Origin of the sequence: Dehalobacter restrictus DSM 9455 (genome assembly GCF_000512895.1) — a bacterium.
GTDB lineage: Bacteria > Bacillota > Desulfitobacteriia > Desulfitobacteriales > Syntrophobotulaceae > Dehalobacter > Dehalobacter restrictus.
This window is the reverse complement of sequence record NZ_CP007033.1, coordinates 1,503,594-1,524,743: the sequence shown is the minus strand read 5'-3', so window position 1 is coordinate 1,524,743 and position 21,150 is coordinate 1,503,594. Positions and strand designations below refer to the sequence as shown.

15 protein-coding genes and 1 pseudogene are annotated in these 21,150 nt (G+C 43.0%); 11 read left to right on the top strand and 5 right to left on the bottom strand.

Annotation, left to right across the window (positions count from 1 at the left end; translation table 11 throughout):
* Window positions 1–62: 62 nt before the first annotated feature.
* On the bottom strand, window positions 63–1,439 hold the full coding sequence (locus DEHRE_RS07360; RefSeq protein ID WP_025205691.1) for an IS4 family transposase: 1,377 nt from the start codon (window positions 1,437–1,439) through the stop codon (window positions 63–65).
* A gap of 166 nt (window positions 1,440–1,605) precedes the next feature.
* Here DEHRE_RS07360 and DEHRE_RS07355 point away from each other — a divergent pair.
* Window positions 1,606–1,916, top strand: a pseudogene (locus tag DEHRE_RS07355) (heavy metal-binding domain-containing protein).
* A 235-nt stretch (window positions 1,917–2,151) separates the two neighbouring features.
* Window positions 2,152–2,832, top strand: coding sequence for an alpha/beta hydrolase (locus DEHRE_RS07350; protein ID WP_019226855.1), 681 nt, complete (start codon window positions 2,152–2,154; stop codon window positions 2,830–2,832).
* 13 nt (window positions 2,833–2,845) lie between these two features.
* Here DEHRE_RS07350 and DEHRE_RS07345 read toward each other — a convergent pair whose 3' ends face one another.
* Entirely contained in the window at window positions 2,846–3,298 is a 453-nt protein-coding gene (locus tag DEHRE_RS07345) for a hypothetical protein (protein ID WP_019226856.1), read from the bottom strand.
* 335 nt (window positions 3,299–3,633) lie between these two features.
* Between DEHRE_RS07345 and DEHRE_RS07340 the strand changes: the two genes are divergently transcribed.
* From DEHRE_RS07340 to DEHRE_RS07320, 5 genes are all read left to right on the top strand, one after another.
* Complete coding sequence (locus DEHRE_RS07340) at window positions 3,634–3,828, top strand: hypothetical protein (protein WP_019226858.1); 195 nt, start codon at window positions 3,634–3,636, stop codon at window positions 3,826–3,828.
* 6 nt (window positions 3,829–3,834) lie between these two features.
* Entirely contained in the window at window positions 3,835–4,782 is a 948-nt protein-coding gene (locus DEHRE_RS07335; RefSeq protein WP_019226859.1) for a polyprenyl synthetase family protein, read from the top strand.
* Complete coding sequence (locus tag DEHRE_RS07330; RefSeq protein ID WP_019226860.1) at window positions 4,772–7,126, top strand: sensor histidine kinase; 2,355 nt, start codon at window positions 4,772–4,774, stop codon at window positions 7,124–7,126. The genes DEHRE_RS07335 and DEHRE_RS07330 overlap by 11 nt, the downstream gene beginning before the upstream one ends.
* A gap of 126 nt (window positions 7,127–7,252) precedes the next feature.
* Window positions 7,253–8,542: an IS110 family RNA-guided transposase gene (locus DEHRE_RS07325; protein ID WP_019226861.1), complete on the top strand. Its 1,290-nt coding sequence runs from the start codon at window positions 7,253–7,255 to the stop codon at window positions 8,540–8,542.
* A 391-nt stretch (window positions 8,543–8,933) separates the two neighbouring features.
* Window positions 8,934–9,584, top strand: a complete 651-nt coding sequence (locus DEHRE_RS07320; RefSeq protein ID WP_019226862.1) for a response regulator transcription factor — start codon at window positions 8,934–8,936, stop codon at window positions 9,582–9,584.
* Here DEHRE_RS07320 and DEHRE_RS07315 read toward each other — a convergent pair.
* Window positions 9,514–11,058: an MBL fold metallo-hydrolase gene (locus DEHRE_RS07315; RefSeq protein ID WP_019226863.1), complete on the bottom strand. Its 1,545-nt coding sequence runs from the start codon at window positions 11,056–11,058 to the stop codon at window positions 9,514–9,516. The two genes, DEHRE_RS07320 and DEHRE_RS07315, sit on opposite strands and share 71 nt — an antisense overlap.
* 238 nt (window positions 11,059–11,296) lie before the next feature.
* Between DEHRE_RS07315 and DEHRE_RS07310 the strand changes: the two genes are divergently transcribed.
* The 3 genes from DEHRE_RS07310 (at window position 11,297) to DEHRE_RS07300 (ending at window position 16,409) form a co-directional block, all read left to right on the top strand.
* Window positions 11,297–12,409: a PEGA domain-containing protein gene (locus DEHRE_RS07310; RefSeq protein ID WP_019226864.1), complete on the top strand. Its 1,113-nt coding sequence runs from the start codon at window positions 11,297–11,299 to the stop codon at window positions 12,407–12,409.
* A gap of 184 nt (window positions 12,410–12,593) precedes the next feature.
* Window positions 12,594–14,534, top strand: coding sequence for a cell wall-binding repeat-containing protein (locus tag DEHRE_RS07305; RefSeq protein WP_242837085.1), 1,941 nt, complete (start codon window positions 12,594–12,596; stop codon window positions 14,532–14,534).
* An 81-nt stretch (window positions 14,535–14,615) separates the two neighbouring features.
* Entirely contained in the window at window positions 14,616–16,409 is a 1,794-nt protein-coding gene (locus DEHRE_RS07300; protein WP_025205688.1) for an ABC transporter ATP-binding protein, read from the top strand.
* A gap of 208 nt (window positions 16,410–16,617) precedes the next feature.
* Here the strand turns inward: DEHRE_RS07300 and DEHRE_RS07295 are convergent, their stop codons facing one another.
* On the bottom strand, window positions 16,618–17,517 hold the full coding sequence (locus tag DEHRE_RS07295) for a PLP-dependent cysteine synthase family protein (protein ID WP_019226867.1): 900 nt from the start codon (window positions 17,515–17,517) through the stop codon (window positions 16,618–16,620).
* 394 nt (window positions 17,518–17,911) lie between these two features.
* Window positions 17,912–19,183 (bottom strand): helix-turn-helix domain-containing protein, encoded by a 1,272-nt coding sequence (locus DEHRE_RS07290; RefSeq protein WP_051408100.1) that lies wholly within the window; start codon window positions 19,181–19,183, stop codon window positions 17,912–17,914.
* Window positions 19,184–19,604: 421 nt separating this feature from the next.
* On the opposite strand from DEHRE_RS07290, the gene DEHRE_RS07285 reads away from it, so the two are divergent.
* A complete protein-coding gene (locus DEHRE_RS07285; protein WP_019225419.1) occupies window positions 19,605–21,107 on the top strand; it encodes an IMP dehydrogenase in 1,503 nt (500 codons plus the stop codon).
* The last annotated feature ends 43 nt before the right edge of the window (window positions 21,108–21,150 follow it).

Below are 21,150 nucleotides of genomic sequence, written 5' to 3'. Positions count from 1 at the left end.
CTGTAATTAACTCAACTTTCCCACCATTAAATAATGGTTAAAGCCATGATTTTTCTGACACATCAGGTTGCAAACAACAATCGTTCTTTGAAAGACCGTGGAATAGTGCTAAGAAAAGTATCCATAATCATATTGGCTAATTCCTGGCTTATGACAGGAAAATTGCTTAGAACACGCCTGAGAGTGTCGATTAACAATACTAATGCTTGAGAAAGTTTGAGATCTTCCATTTCATCACTGTAATAGTAAAATAGTTCTCCAATTGTCCTATCATCCTGAGTATTTCTGCTTTCAACTGCTAACATAATGTATCTTAGAAATACGATGGATGTTGCGGCTACCTGAGCATCATAGTTTCGTCCTTGGTATTCTTTAGCCAGAGCCAAATACGACTTGCATACTTTGAAGAAAACTTCTATGTCCCAGCGTTTGCCGTAAATACGGACAATTTCTTCTTCAGATAGCTCCAAGTCCGTACTCAGGAGGGCCAGCCAGTTTTTCGATCGTCTGTCCTGAACAAAAACAATTTTCACATCGGTTAAGTCTTGAATATTTTTGGTCTCACGTATTTGAACTGTTATTGAACCGATGATCCCTGTTTTAGCATCAGCAATATCACCTGCCAATTTACGAAGTTCCTGAAGGGGCTGCCATTTTCCGTTATAGTGGTAATGAATTTTCTCTGTAATCTTCAACATGCAAATAACATCGCGCTTTTCTTGTTTGACCCTTAAGATCGTCTTAGGATGGGCAAACCAGCTGTCAAAAAGAACGTACTTAGCTGGAATATGAGCAGCACAGTGGAGAAGATTAATCAAAGCATCGGTTGTACTCCCCATCGCCTCGGTTCTTCTTTTGTAAGCAATCGTTCGCTTATCCAAAGGCTTGGCCGGATTCAAGATCTTCTCCGGTTTCTGGGAACTTAAGAGTGAAAAACCAATAGGCAGAAATGTGTTTCCATCGGACCAGCCCAAAGTCAGCATTCGAAAGCCTTTCACAAATTTATGGGTTGTGTGGTCAAAGACCCGAGTCATCAGTTCAACTTTCTTACTTCGACTTCTGCTGTAAAGAGAATCATCAACAATGAGTACCGATTTCCGATCATCACTGGTCAAACCATTAACAAAATCAATGACCTTAGATGCTAGTAACAACAGGAGTTTTGACCAATTATAATGACCGGAGTTTAAGAAGCGATAGGCTGTATTTTTACGGAAAGATAATTCTTCGGGTTTCATTTCAAGTGTTCTAAAGAGATTCTTTCCGGTAAAAACAAGGGTGAAAAGTTCTTTTAAAATAGTCACACACGGAATTCCTGATTCTTTATAAAAATTGCAACGTTTAAGGAGCTTGGAAAATGAATTCTGGATAAAATATTGATCGATTCGTGAGGAAACAGCATTTTCGTTACTCGTCAAATCTGGTATAATACTGGTCATAGGAAACCTCCAAAGTACTGGTATTATTGGGTTTGTGGTTATTCTCATTATACCAGATTTGGTGGTTTCCTTGTTGTATTTAACCATACTTTCAAAGACTTTCAAGGTTTCAACCTACCCGACAGGGTGGGAAAGTTGAGTTAGTAACTTAATGGAGGAAACCAACATGATTTTAACAACGACACCGTCCGTAGAAGGACGCAGGATCACCGAATATTACGGGGTGATTACCGGAGAAGCCATTATGGGAGCCAATATTGTCCGCGATATTTTTGCGAGTATCACCGATGTGATCGGCGGTCGTTCCGGCACCTATGAAGAGAAACTGCAGGAAGCCCGCAATATCGCCTTGCGAGAAATGGAAGACCGGGCGTTCCAGATGGGAGCTAATGCCGTAGTCGGCATCGACCTGGATTAAGAGCCAACGGCAGCATGCTGATGGTCAGCACTTCCGGAACCGCCGTAAGAGTAGAGTAGTTCCCGGAATTCCAAAGATGCCCGCGGGTTTTGAACCGGCGGGTATTTTTCTGCAAGTTTATATAAGATTGAAGAGGAACGATCGCTAAAAAAGAGAAATATAAAAAATAATGGTTACTCTGTATCGCTTCAAGATTACTGTGATGATTTTCTTATAATTTTGGAACATAATAAAGATATCGATATATATCATAAATGTGACAGGTAAAAATAGGGGCAATGATAGGTGAGCTCTATGGATAATAAGAAAACGAAATGCCTAATCATTCATGGGTTTGGTGGCGGGGTACACGAAGTGAAGCCTTTGGCCGAATATTTGACTGCTCTTGGTTATGATGTTGTTTGTCCTATATTAAAAGGCCATTCAACAACCAGACATGAAATGAAAAAATCAACTTACATGGACTGGATAGATTCTGCTGAACGTGAACTTTTAAGATTGAAAGAAATTGGGGAAGAAATTCTGCTGATAGGGTTCTCCATGGGAGGGCTGATTGCATTTAATCTTGCTTGTAAACATGATATTAAGGGTATTGTGACAATCAATACCCCCATCTTTTATTGGAATATATACCAAGTGTTTCGTAATATTGCGGATGATATGAAGAACAAGAAGCCTAACCATATCAAGAGATATTTACAAGCAAAAAAGATCTCACCGTTTTTGTCTATGATCCAATTTTTGTTATTACTACACCAAACAAAGCCAAAATTAAAGGAAATAAATTGTCCAATCCTAATTATTCAGGCTGAAGATGATGATACTGTAAGAAGAAAGAGTGTGGATTATATCAATAAACATGTGTCGTCGGACAAGAAAAAGATTAGGTATTTCCCAAAAGGCGGTCATTTGATCCTTCTAAGTCCGACGGCTGAACAGGTGATGCTATGTATTGAAGATTTTTTGCAAATGTGATTGCAAAATGTTCCTATGATGTGCTTTTCTTATAACCTTTAAATAAATAATAGCGAAACAGTAGTCCTAGCGTAATCCCAAACACAATTGAACCGATCATTTCTGAATAATAATCATTGATCGGTCTAGGCGGAATAAAGTTACGCCCTTCAATAAGCCACATGAAAATGACTTCTAATGTTAACCAGTTTAATAAACTAATGCCAATACTTTTGACTATAAAATAGTCATGATTTAAGAATTTAAGTGCGTAGTAAAAAACAAGAGATAATACACAACCTAATATGATGGAATATATCGCTCCCAGGATAGCATTAGGCCTGTCCAATGTTATCATAAAGCTAGTAAGCTGATATACACTATACTTGGCAAACCCAAAAGTCATGAGGATTCTTGTCACGATTTCATAGGGAATCGTGGATAAAGCTCCCATAAACATAGCTAAAGTTGGTTTATCGTATTTCATCTTTCGTACTACCTCTTTATAAATGTTTGAGATTAGTATTCCCAATATATACATTTTTACAAGTATTTTTTTGCAATTCCTATGATGAGTTTTAGGAGGCCCATGCCCACCGCAGTCGGGGCAGGGCTTTTATTTTTTGAACTGTATGGGATAAAATGTAAAATTCGACAAAACATTCTATTATTCGCTGAAGGAATCTGGCGCTATTTGAAGAATTCTCCTTATAATTGATCAAGCTGAGGGAAATGTACCAGAAATGAATGAGAACTTTGACTAAAGACTACTTTCAGTAAGACAAACGGTAAATTTTTTTATTATGAAAGGGGTTTTTTAAGATGAACTATGAAGGTATTGCTAATTTGGTTCATGAATGTGTCAAAAATCCCAAGAATTTAATGACCAAGGATGACAAGTATGGTAAAAATGCTGTAAAAACCAGTGAGCTCTCTGTCATACAAAATGTTTTTTCCCGATGCGAAGTATCCGGGGGTACTGTGGCAATTGAAGTTGGTATCCTTGAGACGTGGTAATAAGCCATGATCCTTCAGCCCGATCAAGTTATTGATGCCGAAATTGTAAGAATCTTAAGGTCATCCGGACTGTGTTTGGAAATGGGCCGAATAATCCAAGCTTCGCTAAATGCCGACAGCCCAACGGGTGAGTTGTTTAGGTGGGCTCATTTGACCAGTATGTGCTGTGAGTGTATAGGCGGGGATACGGAGACTGCGCTGCCAGGGGCCATAAGTATGGAGTTATTTGCCCTGGCAGCGGATATTTTTGATGATATACAGGACAAGGATCATGATGATTTGCCCTGGCGTCAGATCCCTGAGGCCAATGCCATTAACTTGGCCAATTGTCTTTTAATGCTGAGTTTTGAGGCTATAGCCGCAATACCGGATGATAGGATTTACAGGGAAGTCTGCACAGCGCTGCAGCGTATGGGAACCACGGCCAGTAACGGGCAGTTCCTGGAGTTTCTCTATACTGACAGCCAGCGGGTATCGCTGGAACAATACTTTGATATGGTAAGGCAAAAGTCCGGCAGTATAACTGCTTGTGCTTGTAAAATTGGGGCCATCCTTGGAAATGCCACGGAAACGCTTGCAGAGTCCATGGCCAAGTTTGGTCTCAACTTCGGGATTATGAACCAAATCCGTAACGATCTCAATGATTTTCTGGATTTTGAAAAAAAGAAAGATTTTGTTAGCAATAAGAAAACCCTGCCGTATGTGTATTTATGTCATACACTCAAGGGTGAAACAGCCGGACAGTTTAAGCGTTTAACACAATGTTACACCGGAGAATCACAAGCGTTTAGAGATAAAGAAAAACATCTGTTAAAGCAGATAGCTACCGAAGAAGGGGTTGCCCAGTACTGCTCCGTAATGTTTGAAATTTACCGTCAAAAAGCTCGGGAAATTCTAGAGACCATTCCTGTTCCGGAAAAACAGAAGGAGAAGATGATCAATCTTGTGGGGTAGATTCATTAACCGGCAAATTTATTATATTGCGAGTATCGTCTTTATTGTGTTGGGGCTGGTTTATTTTTCTGCTTGCCTACAGCAACCTTACATTGGGCTAAATTTAGAGAACGTCAATGGTCAATGGCTGATAACATTTTGCGATACCCACGGAGAAGGCTATCGCTCCGGTATTGAGCTGGGGGACCAGATCCTGAAAATTAACGGGGGGGACCCAGGGGAATACGATATAGTTCAAAAATGGAATCTAATGGAAGGCACTTCCTCGATTGAATTTTGTAAGCAGGGTGAACTTTCAGCTCTGGAGATTATAATACCCAAACACTTTGATTTACTCACAGTTATGAGCGAAAGCCCTACGTTTCTTTTAGGGTTCATTTTTTGGCTTTTAGGTTTTTTGACCTGGATTAAACGCCCTTTTCTGCGACAGGCCCGTACTTTATTCTGGCTGCTATGGTTGTTTGGCTTGGTGATTCTTCTTACCTACGCTTCCGGCCGTTGTCTGTTTTTCGCTAAAGAATTGGAGTATATAGCGTTTTCGGCAGCACCTGTATTGTTGATTGCTTTTTTTTCCATTTTTCCTGTTCTCAATAAAAATTGGATCAATACATACAGCTGTAAAATCGCTGTTATTCTATCTGCGATTATTCTTATCCTGACTGTCCTACAGTCTTTGGGGTTAGTCCATCTTGCGAGTTTTATCAGAAAACTGGCATTGTCCAATATGCTTATCGGAATTCTTATTTCGGTATGGAACCTAGTCCAAGTCATGAGGCTACACAAAGACCGGCCGGAAAAAAATGAAGCAGGGATTGTCCTAACCGGAATGGTGATTGGTTTTTCACCGAGCGTAGTATTAATAGCCCTTCCAACAATTTTTAATATGCACAAGCTGGGTTACACTGAGATTAGTACCATCTTTGTTTCTGCCGTGCCAGTCTCTTTATATTATGCGATTGTTAACAAGTATTTGCCGGACAGCCGAAGGTTGTATAAAATAATAATTACCAATTTCCTTACAATAATTTTTATTAGTTTAATTGCCTTGTACGTTCTTTACTTTTGTAAAATTATCAATACTATTAATATCGAATTTTATTTATCTGCGTTTTTCCTATCCCTGCTGTTTTTTGTTTGTCTTTATTTTATTCGGCTAATTATCAGCAAATTATTGGAAAGGCTTAGCTTTTTCCAAACAAATATCGGCTTGAAACAAAGGGTTGCGGAGTTAAACAAAAGCATGACCTCCCTTATCTCTGAAGACCATGTTTTTGAAGAAGCTGTCAAAACGTTAGGAATTGACGGGGTGTTCATCATTGTTGAAAATGAACAGACCGGCTGTTTGAGAAAAGCGGTCGGCCGGTTTAGAAAAAACCGTCAAGAACAGTCCGAATTAGAAGCGTATTTTAGTCGAAACCAAAAACAAGATTTGGAAGCAAGATTTCTTTCGGATGATTGTCCCGCTGAGATTTTTGTGCCGTTTGTTTCCCAAAATTCCACTTGCGGCATTTTCTTTGGGCACCGCTATTCCCATATTAAATTTGAAAAGTCTGAATTACCTTTTCTTACTTTGCTTGCCGGTCAGCTGGCCTACGAAGTGCTGATGCTGCTGATTATCGACAACTTGACCAAGGATATTAATGCCTTGACGCTAACATCCTGGAGCTCGCAAAAAAGAAACCGGGAACTTCAGTGTATTACCAATTCCTTAATCCGAATGATTGAACGAGGCAAAGGAAGTTTGTCCAAAGAAATATTGGATGGCCCGGTACAGAGTGTTCTGGATATCAGCCGCCTGCTGAAAATATTGGAAAAAGAAAATCTCGGTGATGATACGACCCAACAGGTGGTTTCCTGGATCAGAAATCAAATCAATGATCTGAACTATGATCTGAATCAAACGGTTCACAATTTGCGTCCGCCAGTTTTATCGGATTTGGGTTTAATTCCTGCCATACAATCGCTGTTTCAGGATATTATGCTGAAGGAACCAAATTTCATCATACTGGAAACAGAAGGTATTGAGTTAAATGATCATTTTTCAGAAGACGTCGAAATAGCCGCTTACCGCTTTATACAAAAAGCAATAATCAATTCACTGCGTTATTCCGGTTCAAAGAAGCAGACAGTCCGTGTTGAACTAAGTGGAGATAAATTAGAATTAACGGTGAAGGATAATGGACAAGGTTTCGATCCTGATCAACTTGAAAAAGGATCGTTAGGCGGGGCACATTTCGGTTTAGCAATCATGAAAGAACGTATTGAGAGCCTAGGGGGACAAATGCTGATCAGTTCCGGCTTTCAGAGAGGTACAACGCTTAAAGCTACGATTCCGGTATATTAAGATACAATTGAAGCATTCCTGTAATGAATGAAAATGATCTTTGAGAAATAAACAACCCCCTGCTATGATTTTATGTGTGCCTGACAAACGCACAAAAATCACAGAGAATCAGGGGGATGTAAACAGATGAAGAACCGTAACAATCAAAAACTAGAAGCAATAACACCTAAAACACTGATAGTAGGAGTCGACATTGCCAAAGAAACGCAGTGGGCCCGGTTCGTAGATTATCGGGGCATAGAATTGGGTAAAGCCCTGAAATTCCAGAACGATAAAACCGGCTTCGAAACTATCTTAGCAAGCATTGAAGTGATTTGCAAGAACAAAAGACTTGACGACGTAATCGTAGGAATGGAACCCACAGGGCACTACTGGAAGCCGCTGGCTAACTATCTGTTGATGCATGAAGTAAAAGTAGTCATGGTTAATCCCTATCACACCAAAAAGGCCAAAGAGCTGGATGACAACAGCCAGACCAAGAGTGATAAGAAAGACGCTCTAACTATAGCGAAACTTGTGCGTGACGGCAGGTATTACGAAGTATATATGCCTCAGGATATATTCGCGGAACTAAGAGTGTTGGCAAACGCCAGGATCAGCCTGATGAAGCGGCATAACGCTTTAAAAAATACCATAACAGCAGTCATGGATGAATACTTTCCTGAAATGAAACTCGTATTCAAAAGTCCATTAAATGGGAAAGCGTCCATGCAGATATTAAAGACCTGTCCATTCCCTTCGCTGATACTTGAATTGGGAGTTGAGGGAGTACTTGTCGAGATAAAGAAAGTCGTCAAAAAGACAGTAGGCAGGAAGAAGGCTCAGCAACTTGTAGAAGCAGCCCAAAACTCCATAGGCGTGAGTTATGGAACAGCGTCGTCAAAGTTGAAATTAGAGTTGATGATTGAGGAATTGGAATTATTAACAAAGCAGCTCGAACAAGTGGAAAACACAATGGAACTGGCCCTGGCTGCGACAGGAATCGGCGAAATAATTCTCAGCATCCCCGGCATAGGCGTGGTCACCGCAGCAAGTTTTTTAGGCGAGATAGGCGATCCGATGAGATTTAACCATCCGCGTCAGATAAGCAAAATGGCCGGATACAACCTTGTTGAAGACAGCTCTGGCAAGAGTAGAAGCGGAACAGCAATCTCCAAGCGCGGAAGAAAAAACTTAAGGAGTATTTTATACCTGATGGACATGACAATGGTTGCGGTAAACAAAGAAATGAAAGAACTTTACCAATACCTGAAAACGCGTGAAACCAATCCGCTTAAGAAGAAGCAAGCACTTGTTGTTATTTCCAAAAAAGTAATAACAGTAATATACAATCTGGTAAAAAAGCAAACCGAATACAAGGCAGAATTAGTGCTTGGGGAATACAGAAAGAACCAAATTGGCAGTCAAGCTGCTTAAGCCTAAATACGGCTTAAACAGCCCATTACAAGGGTTTTGGTTACGTGCTAGATGTCAAGGGTATATAAACGGCTGCGCCGCCCATGACATCCGACAAGGCAAGTGGCTATGTTACAGCAAAGCAAGAAACATGAAATCACGCCGATAAAGCGGAGATAAGGAGATCACCTCCATTAGGGCATGACCCAGCATTAAAGCTTAAACGCTATCTCCGCTTTTATCCATAAACAGAACGAAGGAATGTAAGGGCATAGACCCAGCGAGTTATGATAGGGTGAGTTTTGGATAGCACTGGCGAAATTCATGTAAAATATTGCGTTTCAAGAAATACTGCGATTGACGGAGTAATTCGTTGATATATTTCAAAAATTGAGATAGTTAGGTGGGTTAAATGAACGTTAAAGTTTTAATTGTTGACAGTCACGGGCCTTTTGCGGAGAATACCAAATTCCTTTTTTCCATGGAGCCGCAAATTGAAACAGTTGGGATTGTAAAAAATGGGGAAGAATGCCTTGATTTTGTCCGTCAATCTCCGCCTGATGTCGTATTGCTGGATATCCATCTGAATGATAGCAACGGAATCTCTTTGATCGAACAAATCCAACGAATTGCGCCCACAGTAAAAATCATTTTGATGACTGAATTTAATCAGGAAGGGTATGTCATTGCAGCAAAGAGTAAAGGGGCCCAGGGGGTAATCATAAAGGATTTGCATATCCGGGAAGTGGTCCAGGCCATTCTAAAGGTCATGGATGGCAGAACGTACTTTTTTCAAAGTCCTTTAGCCTTTCCAAAAATTCAGATAGATATTGATGAAATGCACTTTCCAGTCAAGCCTGTGGAAATTCTTAAAAATATATTAACTCCTGAAGAAAAGGAAATCATGAGATTATTGACCAAGAGGTTGTCCAATAAGGAGATAGCTTCCATTTTAGGCGTGTCGATTCGTGTTCTCAGTGAACGAATCAATATTATCCTCCTGAAATTTGGCGTGAATACCAAGTTAGAGGCTGTTTTAACCTGGCCTTTTGTAGAGCCTTAAGCTCCCCGTTTTCCAGTGCCGATAAGGGTCCATGCCCACAGCAGACAAGGCAGGGCTTTTTATTTTTGTCTTCTAATTCTCCCAGCAGCTTCATGATCTGTCTGCGCATCTCGGTTGCTTTTGGCGAGTCGATGTTCACACTCCGCATCAGGTAAGGTGCCAGGGAATTGAACGCGGCTCTTTCCTCGGAGAAGCCGCTGATATTCACGAGGTTATCTCCGGTAAATGCCAGACCGTATTCTTCGCAGACAAAGATCATCTCACCGTAAAGATGGCCACCGCTGCCTTCGAAAACCTGAAATTTCAGATCCGCAACGGTGAATTTCGCGATAGGGATCAGTTCTTGGTGTTCTTCGGGTGCCGGGGTCGGGGAGTCGGCGTCGAGTACCTCGAACTGCCCGGGATTTGGCGGGGAATAGCCGGAGATGATCCGGCTGAGCTTGCTGTAGCCCCAGCCCAGATCACTGTTTTCACGGTAGTCGGGCATTCCGGCGGCTTGGCATCGTAGACTGTCGGCACTCTTTTGGTTTAAGCCGATACGTATGCCTTCCAGTTTGGAGAGCAGGCCGCAGTGATCGACATCGGCATGGGTGATAAAGACGCGTTTAATCAGCGTATCCCAGGCCGGGAAAAGTACCTTGAATATCTTGAACATTTCTTCGGCATAGATTGCATAGCCGGTATCAACCAAAACAAGTTCTTCAGCTGAAGCAAGCACATAGGTGTTGCTGCCACAGGGCGGCTGAATGCTGTACAGTGTGACCTGTTCGCTAATCTGGACCTGATCGATGTCGGCGCTGAAATGGCTGCCGCGGTACTTGCTGATAAAATACGCAAAACGACGGATATAGCCAAAGACTTTTTTGGGGCTCTCACCGGTTTCCTGCAGCATCTGGAGGATTCGGTTGGATTCGGAGATGAATTCCATGGTTTGCTCTGTGCTTAAGGAAAGGATATGCTGCATTTCATTCGCCAGGCGGATATAGAAAATCGTATTGTCCAAATTCTTTTCAAAATCGTCATATTCGATGATATCAATCTGATAAACTACGCTGATATCATCGAGCAACATTTTAATCATATCCGGATTTTCGATCAGCAGGCCCATTTTGAAATCCTGATAGGGTGTACCGTTGGCACTCGAGTTCAAATACGAAATATTAATATTATAGAGATCCAGGATTTTCAGCACAGGCAGTACGGCACCAGGCTGATCCGGGATTTTGATATTGACCTCAATGACACGTGTTTCAGAAATTTCATTTTTCAAGTAGCCGACTGTTTCAAGTTCTTTGGCGATCTTTTGATGGTTTTCTGCTGTTGCCTCAACATCCAGAAAAAGCATGTGAAGATCGACCGCTTTATTGTAGCTCACGCGGACAATATTGCCACAGTATTTGGCAATGATTTTGGAAGCGAGCAGGAAAGCTCCTGTCTTATCAGGCATGCGGGTAACATAAGATTTTCTGTTCATAACTACCTCAAATCAAATAATTGGTTGTATTTATTATAAAGTTCTGCTCGTTAATTTTCCACAGCATCATACAGTCAACCTATTTTAGAAGCCGAAAAGTTTATATTTACATAATGAAAAATAATACGTATTATCATATTGTAAGATAATTCACAAATGATTTTGTCTTAAGCCATATGTTTTTTCTGAGAAATGGACAGGTACATATTTTTAAGAACGACAGGGGAAAGCTGCGAATATGAAATTAAACGTTACACGACAGTCCCAGATAGCCATCGTTGGCATACTTTTGCTGGCAGTTGTTCTAATGGCCGGAAAATTATTCATCCCAGTTAATATCATTAAATTTCATACTCCGAATCACTTATTCAGTCAGGACACTATTTTCTATTTCCGTGATTATTTAGAAAAGATAGGGGCTATTGTGACTTTGGATGAGAAAGCCCAAGAAATTACGGTTCAAACAGGCTTGGATAGCTATTATCTTGACATCAAGACCGATTCGACGACGCAGGGAATCCCAATCTATGTCAATAACACGTACATTGGCAAAACACCGGTTAAGAAAAGGCTTTCAGCAGGAAAATATGTGGTTGTGGCGAAAAACCCCGGACATGTGAGCTCAATACGCTATTTAACACTTCGGCCAGAAACTGCTTCGATTAAACAGATCATATTGCCGGTGGACCAAAAAAACTATGAAGGATTTCTAGATGAAATTATCTTACTTGGCTACAAACCTATAAGGGTTATGGATTACTATAACCATGTTCCGATTACCAAGAAAACTATTGTTTTAAGGCATGATGTGGATGTATCCGCTGAGGATGCCTTAGCTATGGCAAAGATTGAACATCTCAGAGGAGTCAAAAGTACCTATTATTTTCGTTGGGGCACCGCTGATCCTGAAGTTCTCAAAGAAGTAAGGGCGCTAGGACATGAAGTTGGGCTGCATTACGAGACTTTGGCGGATTATTCCCTGCAATATCATCTCAAATCTGCGCAGGATATAACGCCGGCTGTCAAACAAGAGTTGCAAAGACGATTAAAGTCGGAAATTGCTCATTTCCGACAGCAATTTGGAAAAGTATATACCATTGCTTCCCACGGGGCAGAAGAGAATATTAGGCTTGGCGTTACGAATTATCAGGCAATTATGGCCGGGGAAGATCCGCACAATTATGGTATTATCGGTACTGCCTATGGACCCATAATCCAACACTTCACTTATATGAGCGATTCAGGCGGTATCTGGGAACCATTTCCTTACCCAAAACTCGAAGAAAGCAGCGCCGGCCCGTTTTATATCTTGATTCATCCCATCCATTGGGCTTCCGGTTTAAGCCGATAACCTTTTGAGCCTCACAGGTATGCTCGCAAAATTTCTTTGCATATTTTCTGCTTAAAAAAAGAATTATGATCGTTATTTTTCGGTAAATAATGGTATGATATAATATAACGGTAGAATCACTTTCATATAGAGGATTATGTAAGGATATAATCAGCTGTAAGGTGAAAGGAGATAAAAAGTGAAAATGTACGCAAAGCGATGCATTTTTGTATCGTTGACTTTAATCTTATGTCTGGGCGCATTTGTCCCTGATGCTTTGGCATTATCCGCGATCTCTACGCATCGGATTTCTGGGGATACACGATATACCACTGCCGCTAATATTGCCAAAGAAGGTTGGTCCGGAGGTTCACAGTGGGCGATTATCGCCTGCGGAAGTAACTTTCCCGATGCCTTGGCCTCAACCCCTCTGGCGGCCAAGTATAATGCTCCGATCTTACTGACGGAAAAAGACAGTCTAACAGCAGTTACGAAGTCCACGCTGACTGCGCTCGGCACAAAGAATGTCTATATTGTCGGTGGAACAGCTGTCGTTTCTACGGCTGTTGAAGCCCAGCTGAAGTCGATGGGAATCTTAGTTACCCGACTGTCCGGAAGCGACAGATATTATACCTCGGTTGAGATAGCTAAGCGTATCGGTAATACATCCGGAATGCTTGTCGTCGCTCCCGGGGGTGATTATCCGAATGCGCTTTCGGTTTCATCCTACGCCGGCAAAAAACAAATTCCAATGATCCTGGTGGACAAGAGTACGGTCAGTGAAAGTCTGAAACAATATGTAGCAAACAACAGTATTCAGCAAACCTATGTGATCGGTAATACTGCTGAGATCAATGATTCAGTCGTCAACGCGCTTCCAAGCCCGACACGCATTCAAGGCACCGATCGCTACGCAACAAATCTAGCGGTTTTGAAAGCTTTTGAGTCCGAATATGCCTTTGACAATACATTTTTAGCAACCGGTAATAATTTTGCCGATGCCTTGGCAGGCTCATCCTATGCCGCCAAATTGAGCTCACCGATCATCTTGACCGGAAAAACATCGGACAGCCGCATTAATAATTACTTATCAGCCCTAAGCTCCAGTATTACACAGCTGAATATACTTGGTGGGGAAGCTGCAATTTCATCATCCCTGGTCAACAGTTACCTTGGGATTGAAACGGGAGGGACCTTAACCGCCAAAGAGATCTTTGCCAAGGTCAGCCCTTCTATCGTTTACATTGAGACCTATGATAGCAGCGGGAATGCTTTGGGGAGCGGCAGCGGGTTTATTGTTGATTCCAGCGGCAAAGTCGCGACGAACTATCATGTCATTAAAGGTTCGTACAGCGCGAAAGTAAAAACAGCTGCAGGAATAACCTATGATGTCCAAAAGGTCTTAAGCTATAACGAAACAACCGATCTGGCCATACTTAAAATTAGTGCGACAGGATTGACTGCTGTCTCCCTCGGTGATTCCAGCCTGATTGAAACAGGGGATAATATCTATGCGATCGGCAACCCGTTTGGATTGGAGGATACTATATCTAACGGTTTAATCAGCACAAAATCCAGAGATATTAACGGAACGACATATATTCAGATTTCTGCTCCGATCAGTTCCGGTTCAAGCGGCGGGGCGCTGGTGGATGATCAGGGGAAAGTTATTGGTATCACTGCTGCTGTGTATTATGGCGGCCAGAACTTAAACTTTGCAGTTCCGATTAACCTGTTAAGACCAATGCTCTCGGAGAATATTAATAAAACGCTGCCGGAAATTCTCCCGGCCATTTACAGTGTCTTTTCCAATATGGCTTCTTATATTCAGGATGCCTACGGCACAAACGTGATTGCAGGCCAAACAATAAAATATGCCGTTACCGTGACTACCTATCAGGGTAATACCGATACTTCCCATGATGGAAGTGCATTTATCGTATTTACGGTTACCCCTGAGACAGATTCTGCTGAATCCGACGTGCTGGATAATCATTTCAATGCTTATCTTGTGTGGCTGGAGGCTATGCTGAATGACCTTCAAACAAGGTATGGCTCGAATGCGTTCAGCGGTGGAATGTACTACGGAGACTCATTCTATATGTCATTTGATAATTGGGACGGGTATACGCAATACTGGTATTAGGAGATTTGTTAAGGACTTTTCAATCCTGCCAAGTCGTGCTAATCTACCCATAGAGAATTAATCGGAAGGGTGGGTGGTAACATGGGTCTTGGCAGGGTTCGTTTTATAGATGATTCAGTGGAGATGCCGAATATTACAGGCAAAATGCTGGCCAGAATCTTCCGGTACTTTATTCCGTACTGGAAACAAACCGTTGTGATCATCCTGTCCCTGGTCATTTCAGCGCTGCTTGGACTCGTACCGCCTTTAGCGACCCGGAGTATTTTAGATGAGGCTCTGCCTCAGCATGATATGAAGTACCTGACGATTCTGATGGTGGTGGCCATCGGGGCAGTTGTCTTAAGCGGTTTGTTGATGGTTGGACAGAATTATCTCAAAACCCTGATTGCTCGCAATATTATCTATAAGATGAAAAACCAGATGTTTGACCATATCCAGCATATGTCCCTGCGTTTTTTCTCGACGGTCAAACCGGGTGAAATCATCACGCGGATGAACAGCGATATCAATGGCGTCCAGGAAATGCTGAACAGCACGATCATCAATACGCTTAATAGTACCCTGACGCTTGTCGCCACGGCTGCAGCACTGATCTCGATGAACTGGAAGCTGGCGATGGTCGGCATCGTGATCATTCCGCTTTTTGTCATACCGACGCGCAAGGTCGGCAAAGTCAGATGGAAGATTGTATCCCAGACCCAGACCAAGGTCGATGAAGTGAACCAGATCTTACAGGAGACGTTCAGCATCAGCGGTTCGATCTTGATGAAAATTTTTACAAAAGAACAAGCGGATTATACGAAATTCGAAAAAGTCAATCGGGAAGAATCCCGTCTGCGGATGAAAGAGTCTTTAGCCGGGCAATGGTTTACGATGACCATCAGCATTTTTACCTTTATCGGGCCGATGTTCATCTATTTTTTTGGCGGCTACCTCTATATGCAGGGTGAAATCACCGTCGGGGAAATTGTGGCTTTTGTAGCGCTGTTGGCCAGGCTTTATACCCCTGCAGCTCAGCTGTCAAATATCCATATCAGCGTTGTCCGTTCGTTCGCTTTGTTTCAGCGGATCTTTGACTATTTTGATCAGCCGATCGAGATTGTGGACCGTGACAAAGCGAAAACAATCGTCTCGGCTGTCGGTCAAGTTGACTTTGAACACGTTTCTTTTTCGTATGACCGTAAAATACCCGTTCTTCGGGATATCAACTTTTCCGTTGCGTCCGGAACCATGGTCGCGCTGGTCGGTCCGAGCGGGGCAGGGAAGACAACCATTACCAATCTGATCCCAAGACTGTACGATGTTGTGAACGGCTGTGTCAAAATTGACGGAGAAGATATCAGGGACCTAACACTTCAGTCACTGCGCAGACAAATTGGCATTGTGATGCAGGAGCCTTATTTATTTAATGATACAATTGAAGAAAATCTAAAATACGCCCGGGAAGATGCCACGGTAGATGAAATGATAGAAGCCTGCAGAGCGGCTTATATCCATGATTTTATCATGACGCTGCCGGACAAATACCAAACAGTGGTTGGGAACAGAGGCATCAAGCTGTCAGGAGGGGAGAAGCAGCGGATCTCGATCGCCCGCGTCATCTTAAAAACCCCCCGGATCATTATCTTTGATGAAGCAACTTCTTCCCTGGATTCGGTGTCGGAGCTGTACATTCAAAAAGCAATGGTTCCGCTGCTGAAAGGGAAGACAAGTTTTATTATTGCCCACAGGCTTTCCACGGTACTGGCGGCCGACCAGATCCTTGTCGTGGAAAAAGGACGGATCGCAGAAGTAGGAAAACATGCGGACTTATTGTTACGGGACGGGATCTATAAAAAACTGTATGACACGCAGTTCAAGAACCAGACAATATAATATCGGTATTACCCCATAATACTACGTGGCAAGGGATAATACCGTAAAAGATGATCATTTTATTTCATTAATCCAAGAAATTGTACACGTATACAATTTTTTAAATTTAGAAATTTTGTCGTATCGAAGATTCACAACTGATCGCTTGACAATATATTGATACACTTAGGCATGTGCTGTGTTGGTTCAAACATCCTATATCTGCTGCTTATTCAGCTAAATTAAATAGATTCGTACTCAGATATTTTTCCCCGCGATCGGCAAACAGGACCACGATCAATCCTTCCTCAATATCTTTGATGCATTCCAAAGCTGCAATCATTGCGGCTCCGCTGCTCATCCCGACAAAGATGCCTTCCTGGAGAACGATGGCTCTGGCCATGGCAAAAGCGGCCTCAGATTCAATCATGACTGTCCGGTCTATCTTGCTGGGATCATAGATTTCCGGTACAATAGCCTCTTCCATGTTTTTAAGACCCTGAATATAATGGCCCTTTTCAGGGTGGGCTTCAATAATTTGAACCGCAGGATTCTTGTCCTTAAGACCCATGCCAACACCCATGAGCGTCCCTGAGGTACCAAGTGCGGAAACGTAGTGAGTGACTTTTCCGTGGGTCTCCTCCCATATTTCATGCGCAGTCGTATAATAATGGGCGAGCTTATTGTACTCGTTTGAGAATTGGTTTGGCATAAAATATTTCTCTGGATACATCCTGCAGAGCTCGTGTGCTTTGCGGATCGCTCCGTCAGTTCCCTCGGATGGGTCGGTCAGGATTGTCCTGGCACCAAAAGCTTCAATCATTTTGCGGCGCTCCAGAGATACGGCTTCGCTCATCACGATTTCTACCTTATATCCTTTGACGGCACCGATCATGGCGAGGCCAATCCCTGTGTTTCCGGAAGTCGGTTCAATAATGGTCTTGCCGGGGACAAGCGAGCCACACGCTTCGGCTTGCTCGATCATTTTTAAGGCAATGCGGTCTTTGATGCTTCCAGTCGGATTAAAGCCCTCCAGTTTTGCATACAGCGCAACGTGCGGCTTCGGATTTAATCTGTTAATCCGGACCAGCGGAGTATGGCCAATGGTCTCAAGAATATTATCGTACACAGGCGTCATCCTTTCTAAACAATCAATACTATGAATACTATACACTATCTTTGTTGGCAGGGAAATCCTGCTAACCTTTGTTTTTTGCGATGCTTAACATTTAAAAGGTGAGCGGTCAAAGTAAATGCAACCTTTGACAGAGTAAATATAGTGGGGTTTCATTGAGTCTGTCAAAATACTGGGAATAACAGGTATAGTACCTGTTAAAAATAGCCGATTCAGATTATATGGAGTGAAAATCTGCCAGCCGAGTTCTAAAAAAGAGTATACTAATAAAAGGGGTACCCGGAAATCGTTTTTCGGACAGAGTAACCGCGTCCCCTTGATCAGGATCGGTATGGATGTGTTCTGCGGGTTAAATGATACTGAAATTATTTTTTCAAAAGCGACGGCTTCAGCAGGATTTTATTAGCAGGAATCCTGCTGATTCCCAGTTTTTAAGGACATCATCGTACCCGTAGATGAAACTAAACACATCCAACGGCGATTTGTCGCCCAGTTTCTCCCTGGAATAGGAGTTGATATGCGACATCATAAGGTCAATATCCCCTTGGCACAGGGCGTCAAACGATGTGCCTTTGGGCAATATTTTCCTAATGAACTCGTGGTTCAACTCCACGTTGGGCTTCTGGTATGATGCGAATGGGTCGCAGTAGTACAGCCGCGTCCTGCGGCGGCCCTGTGCATCATACTCCAAAGCTTTCGGGTTTGAAAACTCTGAACCGTTGTCAGTGAGGCAAACGGAAAGAAGGCGGCTGAACACCTCTCTGCTAAGAGTTTCGTCTAGGCAGTTGAAGACGTCGATAACGGACTGGGAGGTATTGCGTTCCCTGATGAAGGCCAGCATCAAGTCACAGGACTTGAACATCATCGTGAGCAGGACCTTTCCACCGACACGCCCGATAACTGAATCTATCTCAACGACCGGAGCGTCTGATGCTTCCGTAAAGGCCAGGAAGTCGGCGTAGGTGCGGCCAAGCCTGCAGGTGCTGTCGATTTTATGCTCCACCGTTTTGGTTTTTCTGGGCTTAAGGCGGCAGACCCGGGGCATGTCAATGTTTCTCGCCTTAAAGAGTCCGCCGGAAACATAGCGGTAGATGGATTTCTCACTGACGATAAGCCTGTCGGCATTGTGGACTGCGATGTGATGAACAGATTGCCCACGCTGGATGAGGGGACTGATCCATTCGTCAAGGTAGAGCAGTTCATCCTCGGTAATATTTGCACCGGAGCGGGATTCCACCAGCATCTCTCGGTATGCCTCATGAGCATTTCTGTGGAGGTAATACTTTTTCCGTAGGACACACTGGTAAGCTTCAAGACAACCGTTGCAGACATACGGTGGATCATAAAGCCTGTGGCAGCGTCGCTCCTCGAATTCCTCGCATACGGCATTGCAGTAATTACAGCGGGAACACTTTCTTGTGCAATTAGGCTTGTCGGAGCAGATCTGCATTTTTTGGCAGACATTGAGATTGGCGCAGCGGTTATGGATACGGTATGGCGCATATTTATTGCTTTCAATGGCGCGGGCGCGAATTTCACGGGAAATGGTGGATGCGCTTTTTTCAAGGGTGACGGCAATCCGCTTAAGAGATACGCCCTCTCGCAGTAGCTGCTCAATTTGTAGACGCTCCGAATCAGTGAGATGCTTGTTTTTTGCCATGGTAAATTCTCCTTTGACTCAAAGATTCCCGCAGAACACATCCTAAAGTTCTTGTCGGAATATTGCCAGACTAAATGCAATCACTCCCCCATGGGGGAGTGAAGAAAAAGGAGACTTTCGATTGTAAGACTTAATGCCACTATCCTGTTTGAAGATTTAAATGCAATCACCCAGTAATGTATAGGTTGCATTTACAAAGTCAATTGAGGTTAACATTTAAAATTGTCTGAATTTCTACTGACATCTTGATTTTTGAAGGGAATGTGATAATATTTAGCGAATAAGAATATTTATGGTTATATCTTCGTTATTGATTTTAAAGAAGACTTAGCTGGCGCCTGATATATAAATGAAGAAGTACAAGCTTTATGCAATAAAAATGTTTTGAATGATTATTATTAATGACAAAGGAGAGATTGATATGGCAACTTATTTTGATGAACCTTCCCATACTTTTGGAGAATATTTATTAGTACCCGGGTATTCTTCGGCAGACTGTACCCCGACAAATGTAAGTCTGAAGACTCCCGTTGTAAAATACAAAAAAGGTGAGGAATCTTCCATTAATACGAATATTCCTCTGGTATCGGCAATCATGCAGTCTGTTTCGGACGATAAAATGGCAATTGCTCTGGCCAGAGAAGGCGGTATTTCGTTTATTTATTGTTCTCAGCCGATTGATACCCAGGCTCAGATGATTGCGCGGGTCAAAAACTATAAGGCAGGTTTTGTGACCAGCGATTCCAATATAACCCCGGACAGCACGCTGGCGAACATTTTGGCCCTGAAAGCCAAAACGGATCATTCCACAGTGGCGGTGACCTCAGACGGTACAGCTACGGGTAAGCTGCTGGGTCTTGTTACGACCAGAGATTACCGCGTCAGCAGAATGTCCAAAGATACGAAAGTCAAAGAATTCATGACAAAGTTTGAGGATCTGATCTGCGGAAGTGATCAGATCACCCTGAGTGAAGCCAACGATATTATTTGGGACCATAAGCTGAATGCTTTACCTTTGATCGATAAAGACCAAAACCTTAAGTATCTGGTCTTCCGCAAAGACTATGATTCCCATAAAGAATACGAAAGGGAACTTCTGGACGCCTCCAAAAGGTATATTGTCGGAGCAGGGATTAATACGAGGGACTATGAAGAACGAGTGCCTGCGCTGGTTAATGCCGGATCAGATGTTCTTTGCATTGATTCTTCCGAAGGCTTTTCGGAATGGCAGAAAAGGACGATCGATTTTATCCGCAAAAAATACGGTGAATCCGTAAAGGTTGGCGCCGGGAACGTCGTGGACCGCGAGGGATTCTTATTCCTGGCCGAAGCGGGGGCCGACTTTGTCAAAGTCGGCATTGGCGGCGGGTCGATCTGCATTACCCGCGAACAAAAAGGGATAGGCCGCGGACAGGCTACCGCGTTGATTGAAGTTGCCAATGCGCGCGATCAATATTTCAAGGAAACCGGAATTTATATCCCCGTCTGCTCGGATGGCGGTATCGTCCATGATTACCATATTACACTGGCGCTGGCGATGGGGGCCGATTTTATCATGCTTGGCCGGTATTTTTCACGTTTTGATGAGAGCCCGACGAACAAAGTCAATATCAATGGCAGCTACATGAAGGAATACTGGGGAGAAGGCTCTAACCGTGCCAGGAATTGGCAGCGCTACGATCTCGGCGGTGACGGCAAGCTTTCTTTTGAAGAAGGCGTTGACTCCTATGTGCCATACGCCGGCAGTTTAAAAGACAACGTAACCCTGAGCCTGAACAAAGTCCGTTCAACCATGAGCAACTGTGGGGTTTTGACGATTCCAGAACTGCACAAAAATGCCAAACTCACGCTCGTATCCGCAACAAGCATCGTGGAAGGCGGTTCACATGACGTCCTTCTGAAGGATAACAGCTATATAAAATAAAGTGTCTTCTGTCAATGGAGCGTAATCAGATCATTACCGAAGC

Excerpts from the sequence above, each read along its gene's own strand:
- DEHRE_RS07345 (WP_019226856.1), bottom strand. The coding sequence starts at position 3,298 with ATGAAATACGATAAACCAACTTTAGCTATGTTTATGGGAGCTTTATCC.
- DEHRE_RS07315 (WP_019226863.1), bottom strand. The coding sequence starts at position 11,058 with ATGAACAGAAAATCTTATGTTACCCGCATGCCTGATAAGACAGGAGCT.
- DEHRE_RS07305 (WP_242837085.1), top strand. The coding sequence starts at position 12,594 with ATGTACGCAAAGCGATGCATTTTTGTATCGTTGACTTTAATCTTATGT.
- DEHRE_RS07325 (WP_019226861.1), top strand. The coding sequence starts at position 7,253 with ATGAAGAACCGTAACAATCAAAAACTAGAAGCAATAACACCTAAAACA.
- DEHRE_RS07335 (WP_019226859.1), top strand. The coding sequence starts at position 3,835 with ATGATCCTTCAGCCCGATCAAGTTATTGATGCCGAAATTGTAAGAATC.
- DEHRE_RS07285 (WP_019225419.1), top strand. The coding sequence starts at position 19,605 with ATGGCAACTTATTTTGATGAACCTTCCCATACTTTTGGAGAATATTTA.
- DEHRE_RS07300 (WP_025205688.1), top strand. The coding sequence starts at position 14,616 with ATGGGTCTTGGCAGGGTTCGTTTTATAGATGATTCAGTGGAGATGCCG.
- DEHRE_RS07340 (WP_019226858.1), top strand. The coding sequence starts at position 3,634 with ATGAACTATGAAGGTATTGCTAATTTGGTTCATGAATGTGTCAAAAAT.
- DEHRE_RS07360 (WP_025205691.1), bottom strand. The coding sequence starts at position 1,439 with ATGACCAGTATTATACCAGATTTGACGAGTAACGAAAATGCTGTTTCC.
- DEHRE_RS07290 (WP_051408100.1), bottom strand. The coding sequence starts at position 19,183 with ATGGCAAAAAACAAGCATCTCACTGATTCGGAGCGTCTACAAATTGAG.
- DEHRE_RS07350 (WP_019226855.1), top strand. The coding sequence starts at position 2,152 with ATGGATAATAAGAAAACGAAATGCCTAATCATTCATGGGTTTGGTGGC.
- DEHRE_RS07310 (WP_019226864.1), top strand. The coding sequence starts at position 11,297 with ATGAAATTAAACGTTACACGACAGTCCCAGATAGCCATCGTTGGCATA.
- DEHRE_RS07320 (WP_019226862.1), top strand. The coding sequence starts at position 8,934 with ATGAACGTTAAAGTTTTAATTGTTGACAGTCACGGGCCTTTTGCGGAG.